This is a genomic window from Saccharothrix saharensis (assembly GCF_006716745.1).
In the GTDB taxonomy this organism is placed as follows: Bacteria; Actinomycetota; Actinomycetes; order Mycobacteriales; family Pseudonocardiaceae; genus Actinosynnema; species Actinosynnema saharense.
Genome location: NZ_VFPP01000001.1, coordinates 5,863,484 through 5,880,662 on the forward strand (window position 1 = coordinate 5,863,484; position 17,179 = coordinate 5,880,662).

Genomic DNA, 17,179 nt, shown 5'->3' on the forward strand with positions numbered 1-17,179 from the left:
CCAACGCGCGCCCAACGCGGCCCGCCAGAGCGTCGTGACGACTGTGGGAAACTCTTCGACTGCACGGTGACAACGCCGAAAGGGCTTGCGGATGCGGGTGAACCTGCTTGGCCCCGTCGAGCTGGTTTCCGCAGGTGGGGACGCCGTTCGGCTGGGCGCGGCCAAGCGGCGGACGGTGCTCGCGGCACTCGCGCTCGAGCTGAACCGCGTGGTGTCCGGCGACCGCCTGCTGGATTTGGTGTGGGACGGCTCACCGCCGCCGCAGGCCAAAGCCGCCCTCCAAGGACATATCGCCCAACTGCGCAAGGTGCTCTCCGGCGGTGTCGCGCTCGTCACCCGCGCCCCCGGCTACGTGCTGACCGGCGAACGCGCGGCCGTCGACGTGTTCCGGTTCGAGGACCTGCTGGCCGGCGCGCGGGAGGCGGCGGACGACGACGCGGTGCGGCTGCTGCGGGAGGCGTTGGCGCTGTGGCGCGGCCCGCTGCTCGCCGACGTGCCGGGCGACCAGTTGCGGGAGGCGGTGTCGGCGCGGCTGGAGGAGCTGCGGCTGGTGGCCGTGCAGGAGCTCGCGACCCGGCTGACGCGCACGGACCGGGCGGCCGAGGCGGTGTCCGGGCTCCGCGACGCGGTGGACGCCAACCCGTTGCGGGAGGCGCTGGTGTCGCGGCTCGTGCTGGCGCTGCACCGGACCGGGCGGCAGGCCGAGGCGCTGGCGCTGTACCACCGGACGCGGGAGCGGTTGGCCGACGAGCTGGGCGTGGACCCCGGGCCGGAGCTGCGCGAGGCCTACCGGACCGTGCTGGCGGGCGACACCGCGCCGGCCCCGCCGGTGGACCGCGCGCCCGCGCAGTTGCCGCGCGAGCACCGCGGGTTCGTCGGGCGCGAGGAGGAGCTGTCCGACCTCGGCGCGGCGTTGATCGGGCAGGACTCGGCCATCGGTCTGCTGGTGGGTCCCGCCGGGGTGGGCAAGACGGCGTTGGCGCTGCGGTGGGCGCACGGTGTGGCGGGCGACTTCCCGGACGGGCAGTTGTTCGTGAACCTGCGCGGGTTCGACGAGACCGAGCCGCTGGACCCGCGCACGGCGTTGATCGGGTTCCTGCGGGCGCTGGGCCTGACCGACTCGCAGATCGCGGTGGACCTGGAGGGCCAGGCCGCGCAATACCGGTCGCTGCTGGCCGGTCGCCGGGTGCTGGTGTTCCTGGACAACGCCCGGTCGGCCGAGCAGGTCCGGTCGCTGCTGCCCGGCTCGCCGCGGTGCCTGGTGCTGGTGACCAGCAGGCACCGGCTGGACGACCTCGTGGTGACGGAGGGCGCGTCGTCGCTGCACGTGCCGACGTTGCCGGAGTCGAGCGCCGAGGACCTGCTGACGGCGTTGCTGGGACGCCAGCGGGTCGAGCAGGAGCCGGACGCGGTGGCCGAGCTGGTGGAGCTCTGCGACCGGCTGCCGCTGGCGCTGCGGATCGCCGGCGCGCGATTGGCGTCCCGGCCGCGGTGGACGGTCCAGTCGCTGGTCGACGAACTGCGCGACGAGCAGGGGCGGCTGGCGGCGCTGTCGTTGCCGGAGGCGGGGCGGGGGGTGCACGCGGCGCTGGCGGTGAGCTACCGGGAACTGCCGGAGGGCGCGGCGCGGCTGTTCCGGCGGCTGGGCCTGCACCCCGGGACGGACCTGGACAGCTACACGGCGGCGGCGTTGCTGGACATCAACGTGGTCAGCGCGCGCACCCACCTGCGGACGTTGGCGTACGCGAACCTGCTGCACGAGTCGACCCCGGACCGGTACTCGCGGCACGACCTGGTGCGGCTGTTCACGCACCACCTGGCGGCCACCGAGTCCGAGGTGGACAACCAGGTGGCGACCAACCGGCTGCTGGACTACTACCTGCACGTGGCGGACCGGGCGCGGGCGCACCTGTCGGACCACGTGCGGCCGTTCGGGCCGGCCGAGCACCGGCCGGCGTCGTTCCCGGAGCTGTCGTCGCACGCGGCGGCGCTGGACTGGTTCACGCTGGAGGAGGCGAACCTCGGGCTGGCCCTGGACATCGCGGTCAACGGCGGGCAGCGGGAGCGGACCTGGCAGTTGGCGCTGTGCCTGGACGCGTTCCACTTCCGCCGGGGCAACCGGCTGGACCGGCTGGCGCTGTGCCGCATCGGGTTGGCGGCGGCGCGGTCGTTGGGCGACCGGCACGCCGAGGCGACGTTCCTGCTGCGGCTGGGGTCGACACTGGCCGACATGGGGCGGATCGACGAGGCGGTCGAGGCGTGCACGCGGGCGGCGTCGCTGGCCGACGGTGACCGGCACCTGGAGCTGGCGGCGTTGGCGAACCTCGGGTACTGCCTGATGGCGGACGACCAGCTGGACCGCGCGCAGGAGACGATCCTGGAGGCGCTGGAGGTGGCGCGGGAGGTCGGGGACAACCGGTCGCAGGCCAGCATCCAGAACAACCTGGCGAACGTGCTGCTGCGCAAGCACCAGCCGGAGGAGGCGTTGCGGCACGCGACGGAGGCGTTGGGCTTGTTCCCGTCCGCGCCGTCGAAGGCGCACACGGCCACGTTGCACACCGTCGGTGCCGCGTCGCAGCAACTGGGCCGCGCCGACGAGGCCCTGGAGTCGTACCGCGCGGGTCTGGCGCTGGCGGCCCGCCTGGGCGACCGCTACCAGGAGGCCCTGTGCCACCGGGCGATCGGCGACGTGCTGGAGCAGTCGGAGGGCCAGGCCGCCGCCCGCCCGCACTGGCTGGCCGCCCTCCGGCTCTACCGCGACCTGCGCCTGCCCGACGCCGACGACCTGGCCCGCAAGCTGGACGTGACCGCCTGCACCGCCCCGTGAAACACGAGGCACCACGAACTGGGCATGCGGGGGGCGATCGGCCGTTGAAACGGTGGACGTGCCCACGGCCGATCGCACGGCATGGCGATCACGGCGACGACTGCGACCTCAGCCGTTCTCCTCGATCAGCTCGTCGATCACCGCTGCGTCGAAGACCCAAGCTCGATCCCCGACCTTCTTCCCGCCCAGCTTCGCGGCTCGTTTGACTACTGCTTGCCTGCTGATGCCAAGTCGTATGGCCACCTCCTCCGTGGACAGCAGGTCCGGGATGTCGTGTTCGGCCTCTCGGCGTTCGAACTCGGCTTCGGTCATGACGGTGATGGCGACTACGGGCGGCGAGCCGTACCCGGCGCGTTCCACCGCTTCGCCCACGACGAGGCCCGCCAAGTGTGCTGCTTGGAGGAAGGTCGCACCAGGGATGGTGAGTTGTGCTCGTAGTCTGTCGTGGGACATACCCCAGGTGCAGTGGTACTCCTCAAACAGGTCCATAAGCACATCGACTTGGTCGGATGTCGGTTCAGGCGCGTCGAGGTCGATCTTTACGGTGAAGGTGTTCACCAGCCTCCTCCAAGGTTGTACGATGAGGGGGGAAGGCCCCGGACCGGCGGCAACCGGTCCAGGGCGACCTGACAAGGTGGAGTCGATCAACGCCGCCACACGAAGCCGGCGTTCCGGAGCTCGGATATGGCGTTAGCCAGGGACCTGCTGTCGCTCGCGGTCCCGGCGATCGTGGCAGCCCACTGACCGCTGGGCCGGAAGACCATGTAATGCTGCTTGCTGGTCACCCGGTACGTGAAGCCCTGACGTTCAAGCTCCTCGAGGAGTTTGCGTACCTCTTTGCGCAACCACCCTCCCCATCGTTGGTTGTTGGGATGCCTCAAACTTAGCTCCATGGGTTGACGAGTGTCAACCCATGGAGCCGTCGAGGGTCACTCTAAGTTGTCGTACGTCGCCCCGTGGGGCGGTCGTGCTGATCTGGCCTGAGACCTGCCCGTGTCCTGCTGGGTGGGATCGTCGGACTGGACTTCGGGGTCTCGTACGATGGCTACAACGTTGACTAAGGTGTAGTCGTCTCGTTCGCAAATTGCGCAATAATTGAGCATTGCTCATATATTCGACCTTTCGTTAGCCCACCCGTGTGACGCTAGCTGCGAGTCTGAGTGTCTGTCGGTGCCCTGCGGTAACCTTTGGTTTGACAATCGACCGGGGGAGTCGTGACAGGAATGGGCGAAATGCCGTTACGGGGTGAGCGTCTGTTAGTTGCATTAAATGGTAGTCCGCTCACGTTGGATCAGATATATCGCAGCCTCGGTTTGGGTGTCGGCCAGGGTTGGCTAGCTGATGTGATCGAAGGTCGGAGGGCGGCTGAGAAGATCGAACTGGCGCGACTGGCAGTGCACGCGCAGGTGCCGTTGACCGTTCTCACCGGTGCGGCACCGCCCGATCGAAACCTGGCCGTCGCACTTCGCGCGGGCCTGGTCCAACCGGCGGCTCCGGTCAAGCCCGCAGTCTGGCGTGCCCAAAAACTGATCGAACATCTGCGGTTGTTGACCTCGTGGTATCCGTCCGATGCCGCTCCGCGCTTCGAGCGCGGCCAAACAGCACTTCGCGCTCAGGTCAAGGATAGGCATCTGAGGAAAGCGGCCCGGCTAACTGCCGAGGCGATGCGAGCCATCCTTCGCATTGATGACGATGCGCCGGTGGACGACCTAACGGCGCTGATCGAGTCCCTGGGTGTTCCGGTCTTCGTCGTAGATCTGCCCGATCACGTCCACGGCATGACGGTCCATGACGTCGCCGGTAGCGGCGATGCCATCGGATCAGGGTGGTGTGGCGTCGTACTCGTGAACAGCAGGGACTGGTGGACCCGGCAGCGATACACGCTTGCTCATGAGCTTGCGCACGTAATCTTCAGGGATGAGCAGCCAATTATCGTGGACGAGGTTGACGGTGTCAACGGCAGGTCGGAGCCGGAAATTCGGGCCGAGTACTTCGCGCGCTACTTCCTTGCGCCTGACGTGGCCATCCAGCGATTCTGGCAGGCTAACCGACACCTGAGTGAAGAGATCGCACTGGCCAAGTTGATGATCCACTTCGGTATCAGTAGGACCGCAGCGCAACGCGCCGTCTCCGAGGTAATGGAGATTGACCGAGGGCGACTCGCGCAGGGTCTAGGTGCCACGGAACTTGTACGAGATCTCATGGCGTCGGCTGGTATGGCCCCGGCTTGGGACGATGCCTGTGCGCATCAGCACGAAGAGGGAGCGTCTCCCTGGATGCTGTCACTTGCCTTGGACGCGTACCGGCACGGATTGGTGTCCGGTTCTGTGGTGGCGGATGTCCTAGGCCGGCGCGACGTCCATGAAGTCGAACGGGAACTCGATGCGCAAGGTTGGATGCCCGACCTCGTCCGTTAAAGTTTCGACGAAAGCAGTGTAGCGCGCTTGTCGCAAGTGATGCAGGCGCCGTCCGTGTCGCCGCAAGTGAACTCTTCCACAGAATTCGGCGTCACCGCGCTTGGTACTGCGGTAATCTTGTTGGCACTGCCAAAGGTGCGCCACGCCTTTTCGGAAGTGATGCGGCGGTTGCAGACGAGTTCAACGAGCGCGTGACCGAAATGACGAGAGTCGACTCCTTGGGTTTTGGCTGCGACGCTTGCGTCGCCGTCATTGGTCAACAGCACGACCTTGTTGCCGCTGTTCCTCTCACGGACAGAACATACTATGGCGGATGCCTCGCCGACGTGCTTTTCGGCAGATGTTGATCGCTCGTTGTTCTTATTTCTGCGTTGTTCCAGTTCACGCAGGTGGAGCACGATCCGATCGAACAGTACTTCGTCCTCATCGTCCTGCAATGTCACATCGACCTGGACGTCAGCAGTGGCGATGAGTCGCCGCAGAGTGTCTGTAGCGGCATTTTTAACGAGTTGTTTAGTGTAGTCGCCATTGCTGGCGGTCCTGTCTCTCACTTCTTGCACGATCAGGTCGGTCGTATGCATTCGCTCTGCGTAGTGAGTTTTGAAGTGGTGGCAGATCGTCTCGTCACGTGCAACGGCGTACAGCACGCCGGTATCGAAGTGGTAGGTGGCATCAGGCAGACCTCTGTTTGGTAAGTGCTCACTGAATCCGGGCCTAGGTCGAACCTGGGCAGACACGGGAGGGACAGTGCTGCGACGGGGAATCGAAACCGGCTTGGGGCGCTGAGGTTCGCGCTGATCCATGAAAAGACTCCTGTCGACTGAGGTGTTTCGGGGTCGTAGTAGTGTGTTAGCGATCGACGGTCGATCAACGATCGATATCGTCGTGGGTTTTTCCGTCCGGGCACCACCGCCGTACCGGACACCAGCCACACTGAGGACTAGGAGCAGTGCGCCAGTCCGTGTCGTTCGACCATGTGCGTCCGAGGTTTCGTATCCGCGCTTTGGCCATCGCCATGAGTGCTGAATCGTCCGTCCGGTACTTGAACGTCTTCGCACCGGTTGGCGTGAGCACCTCCAGGTTGACCTGACCCAAGTCGGCTGAATAGTGGGCGATGAGGCCGGCATCCAGTATGACCAGGTCAAAGGCAACAGCGAGGTGTTGGCCTCGGGCTTCATCGGCATCGGCGGGAAGCGGCCGTTGGCTGGTCTTCGTCTCGTGCAAGATCAATTTGCCGTCATCGAGCAGCATCATGTTCGGTCTCGCGATGAGCACGACATCGGTAACCGAGTCGTATCCGTGCGCGTCGCGTCCGACCGAGATGACGTCCGAAATGCGGTTCGGCAGTGGGCATGCGGCGATGTGTTGCTGTAGGTAAGGGAACGCCAGCCGGTAGGCGTCGCGGTCGATAAATCCTTCTGCCAGGCCCAAATGGTCCGCATCAGGTGAAGGGATGTCGGCAGAGGTACACTTCAACATCCTATTGTGGGCGATGCGGAGCCAGGATTGGACCGCCAGGCCGCGGAGCTTGGCTTCTCCGTGTTCCGGTTCGACTGGCAGGTTCTCCGACTCCAGGTGCCACCGCGCCGGGCAATCCTCGTACCGCGCCAGGTCGTTCGCGGAAACTGAGCGAGTGTGCGGTCCAGGGCCCGACTGCTGCATTGCGCTGTCGAGCTTGATCAAAGCGGTGCAGGACGAGACGATCTTGCACCGTGCACAGGTCGGGCCAGGACGCACGGTCGTCCCGGTCACGGCTTTATTGGCGGCGGCCTTGCCGCGCTGATCGAATCGTTCTTTGGCTGTTTGCGGCGTTTCGTCGGCGATGATCACGTAGCTGCTACCGTCGAGCAGCCCGACTTCAACGACGTTGACACCGTTGACTTCCTGATGTCCGGTTGCGTCGGCCGCGACACGCGCGGCTATGTCGGACCATGACGATGCCCCGTCGCGAGCGCGCCCATACCGAAGGCGTCGGATCTCGCGAATGCCCGTTCCAGATTCGTACAGAGGGCCCCATGCGGCCAACTGCAGTGTGTCTTCCTCAGAATGAGGAATTGTGGTCCAGTTGCCGATGAAACGTAACTCGCCGGTTACTTCTTCTCTCGACTCGTGGAACTCGAAGTATTGCTCAAGGCCATTGGATGCGAAAGCGGCGACTCCGGGGTGCAGCGCGTCGAACCAGTGCTTGGCCGCTTGGATGGCGTCGTCCAGGCTGGCGCCTCTCTCCTCACGCCTGTGCACTTCGCTTATGGCGTCAGCTATGGCGAGAAGTGCGCTCTTGGGTTGGCGGACCCCAGGTCGATTAGAGCGTGGTTGAACGTTGGGTCGGACCTTCCACTGGAGGTAGATGCCGCAGGAATGTGAGCTTTCCTCTGCATCGGAGGAGGTGACGCGAATCAGCTTCTGGCCACTCCTTGGAGTGACTAACGGAGCGTGCGCCATCAAACCCCCTCATCGTGTGACGCAGAGTGCCAATCTAGGGCATGCGTGACACGAAGGAGGGTTTGGCTTCGTTAGAGCGCTTGGTGATCACACGAATGTCGTAACCTTCTGGTTCACGATGTCGTGACGTCCGCATTTATCGGGATGGTGCCCTTCGAACCCCTGTTCGATCTTGTCTGTATGTATGAGCGTTGGAGCTCGTATAGGCGAGGGCGATCAGCTGGCGTCCGGGTCAGGCGGTGGCCTCGGCCGCCGCTCGGCCCGCCACCCGGCCGGAGAACAGGCACCCGCCAAGGAACGTGCCCTCCAGCGCGCGGTAGCCGTGGACGCCGCCGCCGCCGAAACCGGACGCCTCACCGGCCGCGTACACGCCGTCCAACGGAGTGCCGTCACCCTTCAGCACGCGGGCGGACAGGTCGGTGTGCAGGCCGCCCAACGTCTTGCGGGTCAGCACGGACAGGCGCACGGCGATCAGCGGCCCGGCCTTCGGGTCCAGCAACGGGTGCGGCTCGACCACGCGGATCAGCTTGTCGGTGATGAACTTGCGCGCCTCGCGCATGGCGTTGATCTGCATGTCCTTGCCCAGCCCCGACACCACCTGCCGGTCGCGCTCGACGATCGTGCGCCGCAACGCCGCCGCGTCGATCAACGACGTGCCGGTGAGCTGGTTCATCCCGGCCGCCAGCTCCTCCGGCGTGCGGCCGAAGATGAACTCCTCGGACCGCTTGGCGAACTCCTCGACCGGCGCGACCGCGCCCGGCATCGCCCGCTTCAGCACGGCCCGCACGTCCTTGCCGGTCAGGTCGGGGTTCTGCTCCGACCCGGACAGCGCGAACTCCTTGCCGATGATCCTGGAGTTCAGCACGAACCACGAGTAGCCGTGCCCGGTCTTCACGATGTGCTCCAACGCGCCCAGCGCGTCGAACCCGGGGAACAGCGGGATCGGCAGCCGCGAGCCGGTCGCGTCCAGCCACAGCGACGACGGACCGGGCAGGATGCGGATGCCGTGCCTGCTCCACACCGGGGCGTAGTTGGCGATGCCCTCGGGGTAGTGCCACATCCGGTCCTCGTTGATGATCTCGCCGCCGGTGTCCTGCACGACCTTGAGCATCTCGCCGTCCACGTGGTCGGGCACGCCCGACAGCATGTGCTCGGGCGGCGTGCCCAGGCGGGCCGGCCAGTTGCGGCGCACCATCCCGTGGTTGGCCCCGATGCCGCCGGAGGTGACGACGACGGCCTGCGCGCGCAGCTCGAACCCGCCGGACACCGCCCGCGAGCTCGGCTCGCCCCGGCCTGCCGCGCTGACCTCCAGCACCTCGCCGCGCACGCCGTCGACCACGCCGCCGGTGGTGGTCAGCCCGGTCACCCGGTGCCGGAACTTGAGCTGCACGAGCCCGCGCGCCACGCCCTCGCGCACCCGCCGCTCGAACGGCGCGACGATGCCCGGCCCGGTGCCCCAGGTGACGTGGAAGCGCGGCACGGAGTTGCCGTGGCCGTCGGCGAGGTACCCGCCGCGCTCGGCCCACTGCACGAGCGGGAACCAGCGCACGCCCATCGCGTGCAGCCACGACCGCTTCTCGCCGGCCGCGAAGTGCACGTACGCCTCGGCCCACCGACGCGGCCAGTGGTCGGCGTCCCGGTCGAACGCGGCCGAGCCCAGCCAGTCCTGCAGGGCCAGCTCCGCCGAGTCCTTGACCTTCAGCCGCCGCTGCTCCGGGCTGTCGACCAGGAACAACCCGCCGAACGACCAGAACGCCTGACCGCCGAGGGAGGCCTCCGGCTCCTGGTCGAGGAGGATGACCTTGCGCCCGGCGTCGACCAGTTCGGCGGTGGCGACCAGGCCCGCCAGGCCGGCACCGACGACGATGACATCCGCATCTGCCATCGGGCGAGTCTAGATCGAACTCCGGCGGCGGACGAGAGTTGAAGAAAACTCACTTTAGGGGAGTTGGTGCGCGGTGTCGTACACGGGGGACGGCGGCGAGGTCGGCGGGGTGTGGCGGCCGGTGGCCGAGGTGGAGACCATCGAGCGGCCGGTGGTGCGCAACCGGCTGGTCGCGCCCGGCGACGTCACGCGCGGGCGGTTCGGGCTGTTCGACTGGCGGATGGGGCCGCACGCGGGCGGGCCGAAGCCGCACTTCCACCGGACCTTCTCCGAGTCGTTCTACGTCATCTCCGGAGCGGTTCGGCTCTACGACGGTGACAAGTGGGTAACGGGCACGCCGGGTGATTTCCTGTACGTCCCGGAAGGCGGTGTGCACGCTTTCCGGAACGACGCCGACGAACCCGCCTCGATGTTGATCCTGTTCGCCCCCGCCCCGCCGCGGGAGAAGTTCTTCCGGGAACTGGCCGAGATCGCGGATTCAGGGCGGGAGCTCAGCCCGCAGGAGTGGGCCGAGTTCTACGCCCGACACGACCAGTACCACGTCTGAGCTGCGGTTATCGCCGACGGAAAGGCCGCCGGCCGCGCGGTGGGGGAACCGTTCGGCCGGCGGTGGTCGGGCGTGCGTGGGCGCACCTGCAACGTCTCGGGGAGAGGTGCCGCGCGGGCCTGGGGGAGGTGCCCCGCGGGCCTGACGTCCGGTGCGGCGTCCACGTGCCGACCAGCAGTAGAACGGGTGGTGACCGGCGGGTGTTCCCCCGGGTGCGGCAGGGTGTCGCGAGTCACGCTCCGTGGTCGGCGGCCCGTGCCGCGAGCGCGGATCAGGCGTCGCCGCGCAGCTCGGTCATCCGCTCCTCGGCGCTCGCGAGCTTGTCCCGGGCGGTCTCGGCGCGGCGCTCGGCCTTCACCAGCCTGGTCGACGCCTCCTGCTCGGCCTGCTGCGCCCGCCGCAGCTCGGCCTGCAACGCGGCGGTGTGCCCCTCGCGCTCGGCCAGGGCCTGCTCGGCCTCCGCGACGGCGGCGTCCGCCTTCCGCACGTCGTCCTGCGCACCGCTGATCTCGTCCCGCGCCCGGGCGAGCTGCCGTTCCCGCCGCTGCTCCCGGCGTGGCGCCAGGTCGTCGCGCACCGGCGTCGCGGTCTCGCTCAACGGGCCGAAGCCGGACTGCTCGACCGGCTTGACCAGCCGCCCGGCCCTGATCCGCGCGCCGAGGACGGCGTCGGCCAGCGCCGCGGTCAACGTGGTGCGCACCTGTTGCACGGCGTCGGGCCCGAGCGGCTGCCCGGCGTGGCTCGCCAGGACCTCCACCCGCCGGACCAACGCGCTCAGAACGGCCCGCCGCCGCGCGCTCAACTGCCGCAACGCCCCGCCCCGCAGCTCTTCCTGCGCGGCGCGCAGCTCGTCACCCAGAGCGAGCGCCTCGGCCAGGTCGGCCGCGTCCTCCCGGGCCAGCCGGTTCAGCGCCCACGCCGACGAGGTGGGCTTGCGCAGCGCTGAGACCTGCTTGGCCAGCGCCTTGTCGCCGCGGTCGGCGGCCAGCCGGGCGTGGGCGTCGCGGGCCGCGACGAACTCCGCCGGCGGCAGGGCGTAGAGCTCGTCGGCTATCCGGTCGATCGGTGTGGCGTCCACGATGTCGACCAGTGTGCCCGCCATCGCGTTGATGTGCGATTTGTTACGGATTCGCCGCCCCCTCGAACGGTTCACCGTTGACAGTGTTTGACATTCCGACCGGTCGGCTCTTGACTGGAGGTGTCGCACTCGTTCCGGTGTTGTGCGGCACTTCTCGCGTGTTCGCGCAATAGCCCGTTCAGTCCAATGTGGACTTTTCTATTGGGCTGAACGTCCGATTGTTACCCGGGTGCCGGGGAGATGTGCTTGCGCCAATCTTTCCCCACGAAGGGTTTGCGCCGTGATCAACTCAGGAAGTCGGTGGAGACACCGCACCAGTGCGGCCTTGCTGGCCGCCGTGCTGGGCACCACTGGGTTCGGCTTCGCCGCCGGGTCGGCCGTCGCGCAGGAGGCGCCATCCGCGCCCGCGCCGGCCGACAAGCAGCTCGACAAGCAGGACCGGGAGCGCATCGCCGAGGCCGAGCAGGCCGGTCAGGCGAACGTCACGCTCCTGGTCGCCGCCGAAGAGGGCAAGCTGGACTCCGCCGCCAACGACCTCAAGGCCCTGGGCGGCGTGGTCGAGTCCACCGAACGCGATGTCGACTACCTCAAGGTCTCGGTGCCCCGGGACAAGGCCGAGAAGGCCGCCAAGCTCGCCTCGGTGAACTCGGTGGACGTCGACGGCCTGGTCGTCCTGGACAACCCGCGCCCCGACGGCGCGACGTCGCCGCTGCCGCAGCCGGCGCCGGGCGCGAAGACGCCCAAGAAGAACCCGTACATGCCGACGCAGGACACCAAGGCGGCGCACTTCACCGACCAGCACCCCAAGTGGGACGGCCGGGGCACGACGATCGCCATCATGGACTCCGGCATCGACCTGGACCACCCGGCGCTCGCGACCACCACGACCGGTGAGCGCAAGATCGTCGACTGGTACAACGCCAACGCCACCAACTCCGGCGACGGCACCTGGCTCCAGGTCTCCGGCCGCTACAACGGCAGGTTCACCGCGGGCGGCGCGACCTACACCGCGCCCGCCACCGGCGGCCCGTTCAGCTTCGGCACGTTCCGCGAGACCGCGGGCGACCTGGCCGCGGCCAACAGCGAGACCGGCGGCGACATCAACCGCGACGGCGACCGCACCGACTCCTTCGGCGTGCTGCAGGACATCACGACCAAGGAAGTCCGGGTCGACACCGACGGCGACGGTGACTTCACCGACCAGACCGCGATGATCGACTACAAGTACAAGAAGGACGTCGGCCACTTCGGCGTGGACAACCCGGCCACGCCGGTGCTGGACACCGTGGCGTTCGTGGTGCAGACCGACAAGTCGAACTACGACGCGACCGGCACGGCGTGGGTCAACCTCGGCATCTCCGCCGCGGCCCACGGCTCGCACGTCGCGGGCATCACCGCGGCGAACAAGATGTTCGGCGGCAAGATGGTCGGCGCGGCCCCCGGCGCGAAGCTGATGGCGGTCAAGGTCTGCCTCTCCACCCCGTCGTGCACCAACAGCGGCCTGATCGACGGCCTGCTGTACGCGGCGCGCAACGGCGCGGACGTCGTCAACATCTCCATCGGCGGCCTGCCGGCGCTCAACGACGGCAACAACGCGCGCGCCGAGCTCTACAACCGCACCATCGCCGAGTACAACGTGCAGGTGTTCATCTCCGCGGGCAACAGCGGCGCGGGCGCGAACACCGTCGGCGACCCGTCGGTGTCCACGGACGCGATGAGTGTCGGCTCGTACATCACCGCCGACACCTGGCTGTCCAACTACGGCTCGGTGACCAAGCAGAGGGAAGGCCTGCACGGCTTCTCGTCGCGCGGTCCGCGTGAGGACGGCGGCTTCAAGCCGAACATCGTCGCGCCCGGCTCGGCGATCTCCACCGTGCCGCAGTGGCAGGTCCCCGGCCCGGTGGCCGGCACCTACGAGCTGCCCGCGGGCTACGCCATGTTCAACGGCACGTCGATGGCCGCGCCCCAGGCGACCGGCGCCGCCGCGCTGCTGATCAGCGCGTACAAGGCCGAGCACAACGGCGAGCGCCCGCCCGTCGCGGCGCTGCGCAACGCGATCCAGTCCGGCGCCAAGTGGGTCTCCACCCTCCAGGCGTACGAGCAGGGCGCGGGTCTGCTCGACACCAAGCGCGCGTGGGAGCAGCTCAACGCCCACCCGGAGACGCAGGCGGTCAGCACCTCGGTGACCGTGAACACCGCGCTGTCGGGCCTGCTGGCCACCCCGAACACGGGCGTCGGCATCCACGACCGCGAGGGCGTCGTCGCGGGCAAGGAGTACACCCGCACCTACACCCTGACCCGCACCACGGGCCCGAACCGCAACCAGCAGTTCCTGGTGAACTGGCAGGGCAACGACGGCACCTTCTCGTCGAAGTCCCTGGTCAGCCTGCCGCTGAACACGCCGGTGAAGTTCGACGTGAAGGTCAAGCCGGCCAAGGCGGGCGCGCACTCGGCCGTGCTGCGGCTGGACAACCCGGGCACCCGCGGCATCGACGTGTTCACCCTGAACACGGTGTTCGCGGCGGACGAGTTCACCGCGGCGGGCAAGTACGCGGTGACCAAGACCGGCACGATCGGCCGCAACCAGTCGAAGAGCTTCTTCGTCAACGTGCCCGCGGGCACGAGCGCGCTGAAGGTCGACATGGCGGCGGGCGGCACGGAGGCCGGCAAGGGCCAGGTCCGGTTCCTGCGCTACGACCCGTACGGCGTGCCGTTCGACACCACGTCGTCGACCAACTGCTACAACCCCGACGCGGGTGCCGGCTGCGCCGGCGGCTCGCCGACCAGCCGCACGGTCAGCAACCCGCTGCCGGGCGTGTGGGAGATCGTGGTCGAGGCCCGGCGCACGTCCGACGCCGACGCCGCGCCGTACTCGGTGACCGCGTCCGTGCTGGGCACGACGATCAGCCCGAACCCGGACACCGTCGAGTCGGCCGCGATCGGCACGCCGATCAGCCGCGAGTACTCGGTGACCAACTCGCTGGCCGCGTTCACCGGCAAGCTCGTCGGCGGTCCGCTGGCCAGCGCCCGGATCGACCGGCCGACCATCGCCGACGCGGCGGTCCAGCTCTACGACCTGACCGTGGCCCCGGGCTCGGCGTCGCTGCGCGCGACGATCGGCCGGACCAGCGACGTGTCGGCCGACCTGGACCTGTTCGTCTACAACTGCACCACCGGCACGTGCGTGCTGGCCGGTCAGGCGGCGGACGGCGACTCGGAGGAGTCGGTGACGATCACCAACCCGGCCGCGGGCGCGTGGCGGGTGCAGGTCGACGGCTACGAGGTGCCCGCGGGCACCACGGAGTACGACTACATCGACCTGTTCACCGCCGCGGGCCTGGGTTCGGTCGCGGTGACCGACACCGACTCGGAGCGGACCGCGGGCGAGACGTGGACCGTGCCGGCCACGGTCACCGCCGGTGGCCAGGCCGGTGCGGGCCGGGTGCTGCGCGGTGAGCTGACCGTGCAGACCTCGGACGGCGCGATCGTCGGCCGCGGCGCGGTGATCCTGAAGAACGTGGCCTGACGCCACCCGCGAAAGACCCTCAGGGCCATCCCCGCCGCGTGCGGGGGTGGCCCTGAGTCGTTCCGCGCTCCCGCCGCGGCGCGGGCCCGCCGGGAGCGGGCCGCGACGTGGTGAGCGGTCAGGGCGTCGGGTCGCCGTTGCCCAGCGGCTCGTCGACGTCGACGCGGCTGATCCCCTCGACCGCCGTCACCTTCGCGACGAGCTCGACCGGGACCGTGACGCGGACGTAGCCGATGCCGGCGTCGGTGGTCTCCACGGTCGCGCCGAGCCGGTCCATGGTCGCGGCCACCTCGTCGGCCCTGCCAGGTTCGGTGGACACGGTCAACCCGATCGACCGCACGCCGTCGCGCTCGGCGCGGTCCAGCGCGGTCCTGCCCCGGGGGCTCAGCTTGTCCGGCGGCACGGGCATCGACGACACGGTGACCGAGGTGATCACAGGCGGGGTGCCGATCGTGCCGGTGTCCGTCGGCCGCTGCGCGCAGCCGACCAGCACCAGACCCGCCACCGCCGTCACCACCGACCCGCGCATGAGCCCTCCCTCGATCGATCCTGCCACCAGGACGGAAGCCGGGGTCAGCGCGGTTGCACGGTCTGGTCCGGCCCGCTGAACGCCTGCACGCGCTCCTCGCCGTCCGCGCTCTCGCCGAACACCCGGTTGTCGGACGACCCGTTCGTCGCCGCCTTCGGCGCCGCCGCCGCGGCCCGGGGCAGCTCACGCACCCGCACCTGCGGCAACGCGCCGGGGTGCCGCGACCGCAGCCAGCCGACCAGGTGCTCGCGCGCCGCGCACCGCAGGTCCCACAACCGGCCCGCGTCCGACGCGCTGACCAGCGCGCGGACCCGCACGAACGACCCGACCGCGCCGGTCACCTGGAGCACGCACACCCGGCCGTCCCACAGGTCGCTGGACTCCAGCGCGTGCCGCAGCTCGTGCCGCAGGTCCTCCACCGGCACGGTCCAGTCGAGGTCCAGCTCCACCGTGCCCAGCAGCGCCGACTGGGTGCGGGTCCAGTTCTCGAACGGTGTCTTGAGGAAGTAGGCGGTGGGCAGGATCAACCGCCGGTCGTCCCACAGGTGCACCACCACGTACGTGAGCGTGATGTCCTCGACGCGGCCCCACTGGCCGTCCACGACCACCACGTCATCGAGCCGCAACGCGTCGCTGAACGCGATCTGCACGCCCGCGAACACGTTGCCCAGCAGCGACTGCGCCGCCAGCGCGGCGATGGCGCCGATGACACCGGCGGAGGCCAGTATCGAGGTGCCGGCGGCCCGCGCGCCGGGGAACGTCATCAGCACCGCGGCCGCCGCGAGCACGCTCACCACGACCACGGTGACGCGGCGGACCAGCGTGATCTGGGTGTGCACGCGGCGGGCGTGCCGGTTGTCGGACACGTCGACCCGGATGCGCGCCAGGGTCGCGTCCTCGATCACCACCAGCAGCGAGGCGAGCAGCCACGCGCCGGCGAGGATGAGCGCTATCCCCGTCACGTGCAGGGCCACCGGCCGCCAGTCGCCGTGCGCCGCCACCCCGAGCGACACCTGTGCCGCGATCAGCACCGCCACCGCGAGCGCGGGCTTGTGCGCGTGCCGCGCCAGCCCGGCGGACAACGCCGAACGGCGACCGAGGCGGCGGACCACCCGGTGGACGAGCGTGACGGCGAGCAGTGCTACCAAGAGCGAGCCGGCGAACGTGACCACGGCTGCGAGCACGGTTAGGGCACCTCCTCTGCGCGGGTACGTCCTCGGAGCCGTACCCGCCGACGGAGTGGTTCAGGCGCGTTCGAACCGCGTCCGGGTCGATTGGGAGATTTCCCACAGCCGGGCGTCGGCTACCCCTTCGGCAGCAGGTGGGCGACCCGGGCGACGAACCCCACCAGCCGGTCCGGCGTGAACCGCCCGGGGTCGGTGATGGCCAGCCGGCCTGCCATCTCGGCCAGCGCGAGCATGGTGTGACCCAGCAGCTCCGCGTCCAGCCCGGTGGTGCCCAGCGCCTTCAACCCCAGTTCGGCCAGCACGTTGACCTGCGCCAGCACCCGGGACCGCACCAGCTCCACCTGCTGCCGGAACTCCACCGGCGTGCCCTCGGGCGGCAGCAGCACGAGCCGCCAGCGCTCCGGTGACGCCACGACGGCGTTGACGAACGCGCGCACGGTGTCGGTGTAGACGTCTTCCGGCGAGCGGTCGCCGAAGTCGGTGGTCGGCAGCGCGCCCAGCACCTGCCCGGTCGCCCGGTCGGCCTCGCGGCGCAGCAGCGCGGCGACCACCTCGGCCCGGTTCGCCCACAGCTCGTACACCACGGGCTTCGTCACGCCCGACCGCCGGGCCACGGCCTCCATGGTCACCGCGTCGAAACCGCCCTCGGCGAGCAGGTCGAGCGCGCCGTCCAGCAGCTGGTCGCGCCGCTGACCGGGTGGCAGCCGCGGTGCGTACTTGCGACGCGTTGTGCTCACCGGA

At 69.0% G+C, this 17,179-nt stretch carries 12 protein-coding genes; 4 read left to right on the forward strand and 8 right to left on the reverse strand.

Annotated features, from left to right (window positions below):
- Nucleotides 1-91: 91 nt before the first annotated feature.
- Nucleotides 92-2,827, forward strand: a complete 2,736-nt coding sequence (locus FHX81_RS26430) for an AfsR/SARP family transcriptional regulator (RefSeq protein ID WP_141980748.1) — start codon at nt 92-94, stop codon at nt 2,825-2,827.
- Nucleotides 2,828-2,935: 108 nt separating this feature from the next.
- Here the strand turns inward: FHX81_RS26430 and FHX81_RS26435 are convergent, their stop codons facing one another.
- On the reverse strand, nt 2,936-3,385 hold the full coding sequence (locus FHX81_RS26435; RefSeq protein ID WP_141980749.1) for a helix-turn-helix transcriptional regulator: 450 nt from the start codon (nt 3,383-3,385) through the stop codon (nt 2,936-2,938).
- A 728-nt stretch (nt 3,386-4,113) separates the two neighbouring features.
- Between FHX81_RS26435 and FHX81_RS26440 the strand changes: the two genes are divergently transcribed.
- Nucleotides 4,114-5,244, forward strand: coding sequence for an ImmA/IrrE family metallo-endopeptidase (locus FHX81_RS26440; RefSeq protein ID WP_170232176.1), 1,131 nt, complete (start codon nt 4,114-4,116; stop codon nt 5,242-5,244).
- Here FHX81_RS26440 and FHX81_RS26445 read toward each other — a convergent pair.
- From FHX81_RS26445 to FHX81_RS26455, 3 genes are all read right to left on the reverse strand, one after another.
- Complete coding sequence (locus FHX81_RS26445; protein ID WP_141980751.1) at nt 5,241-5,891, reverse strand: hypothetical protein; 651 nt, start codon at nt 5,889-5,891, stop codon at nt 5,241-5,243. The two genes, FHX81_RS26440 and FHX81_RS26445, sit on opposite strands and share 4 nt — an antisense overlap.
- A 220-nt stretch (nt 5,892-6,111) precedes the next feature.
- Entirely contained in the window at nt 6,112-7,485 is a 1,374-nt protein-coding gene (locus FHX81_RS26450; protein ID WP_170232177.1) for a PD-(D/E)XK nuclease family protein, read from the reverse strand.
- 433 nt (nt 7,486-7,918) lie between these two features.
- The gene (locus tag FHX81_RS26455) at nt 7,919-9,571 is read right to left on the reverse strand and encodes an FAD-binding dehydrogenase (RefSeq protein ID WP_141980753.1); all 1,653 of its coding nucleotides are present in this window, start codon (nt 9,569-9,571) and stop codon (nt 7,919-7,921) included.
- Nucleotides 9,572-9,644: 73 nt separating this feature from the next.
- Here FHX81_RS26455 and FHX81_RS26460 point away from each other — a divergent pair, with 73 nt between their 5' ends.
- Nucleotides 9,645-10,118 (forward strand): cupin domain-containing protein, encoded by a 474-nt coding sequence (locus FHX81_RS26460; RefSeq protein ID WP_246107980.1) that lies wholly within the window; start codon nt 9,645-9,647, stop codon nt 10,116-10,118.
- Nucleotides 10,119-10,389: 271 nt separating this feature from the next.
- Here FHX81_RS26460 and FHX81_RS26465 read toward each other — a convergent pair whose 3' ends face one another.
- Nucleotides 10,390-11,220: a hypothetical protein gene (locus FHX81_RS26465; protein WP_141980754.1), complete on the reverse strand. Its 831-nt coding sequence runs from the start codon at nt 11,218-11,220 to the stop codon at nt 10,390-10,392.
- Nucleotides 11,221-11,476: 256 nt separating this feature from the next.
- On the opposite strand from FHX81_RS26465, the gene FHX81_RS26470 reads away from it, so the two are divergent.
- The gene (locus FHX81_RS26470; protein ID WP_141980755.1) at nt 11,477-14,722 is read left to right on the forward strand and encodes a S8 family serine peptidase; all 3,246 of its coding nucleotides are present in this window, start codon (nt 11,477-11,479) and stop codon (nt 14,720-14,722) included.
- Nucleotides 14,723-14,840: 118 nt separating this feature from the next.
- Here the strand turns inward: FHX81_RS26470 and FHX81_RS26475 are convergent, their stop codons facing one another.
- The 3 genes from FHX81_RS26475 to FHX81_RS26485 all read right to left on the reverse strand — a co-directional run bounded on the left by FHX81_RS26475 (nt 14,841) and on the right by FHX81_RS26485 (nt 17,175).
- On the reverse strand, nt 14,841-15,251 hold the full coding sequence (locus tag FHX81_RS26475; protein WP_141980756.1) for a hypothetical protein: 411 nt from the start codon (nt 15,249-15,251) through the stop codon (nt 14,841-14,843).
- Nucleotides 15,252-15,295: 44 nt separating this feature from the next.
- Nucleotides 15,296-16,435, reverse strand: coding sequence for a mechanosensitive ion channel family protein (locus FHX81_RS26480; protein WP_141980757.1), 1,140 nt, complete (start codon nt 16,433-16,435; stop codon nt 15,296-15,298).
- 119 nt (nt 16,436-16,554) lie between these two features.
- Nucleotides 16,555-17,175 (reverse strand): TetR/AcrR family transcriptional regulator, encoded by a 621-nt coding sequence (locus FHX81_RS26485; protein WP_141980758.1) that lies wholly within the window; start codon nt 17,173-17,175, stop codon nt 16,555-16,557.
- Nucleotides 17,176-17,179 lie beyond the last annotated feature (4 nt).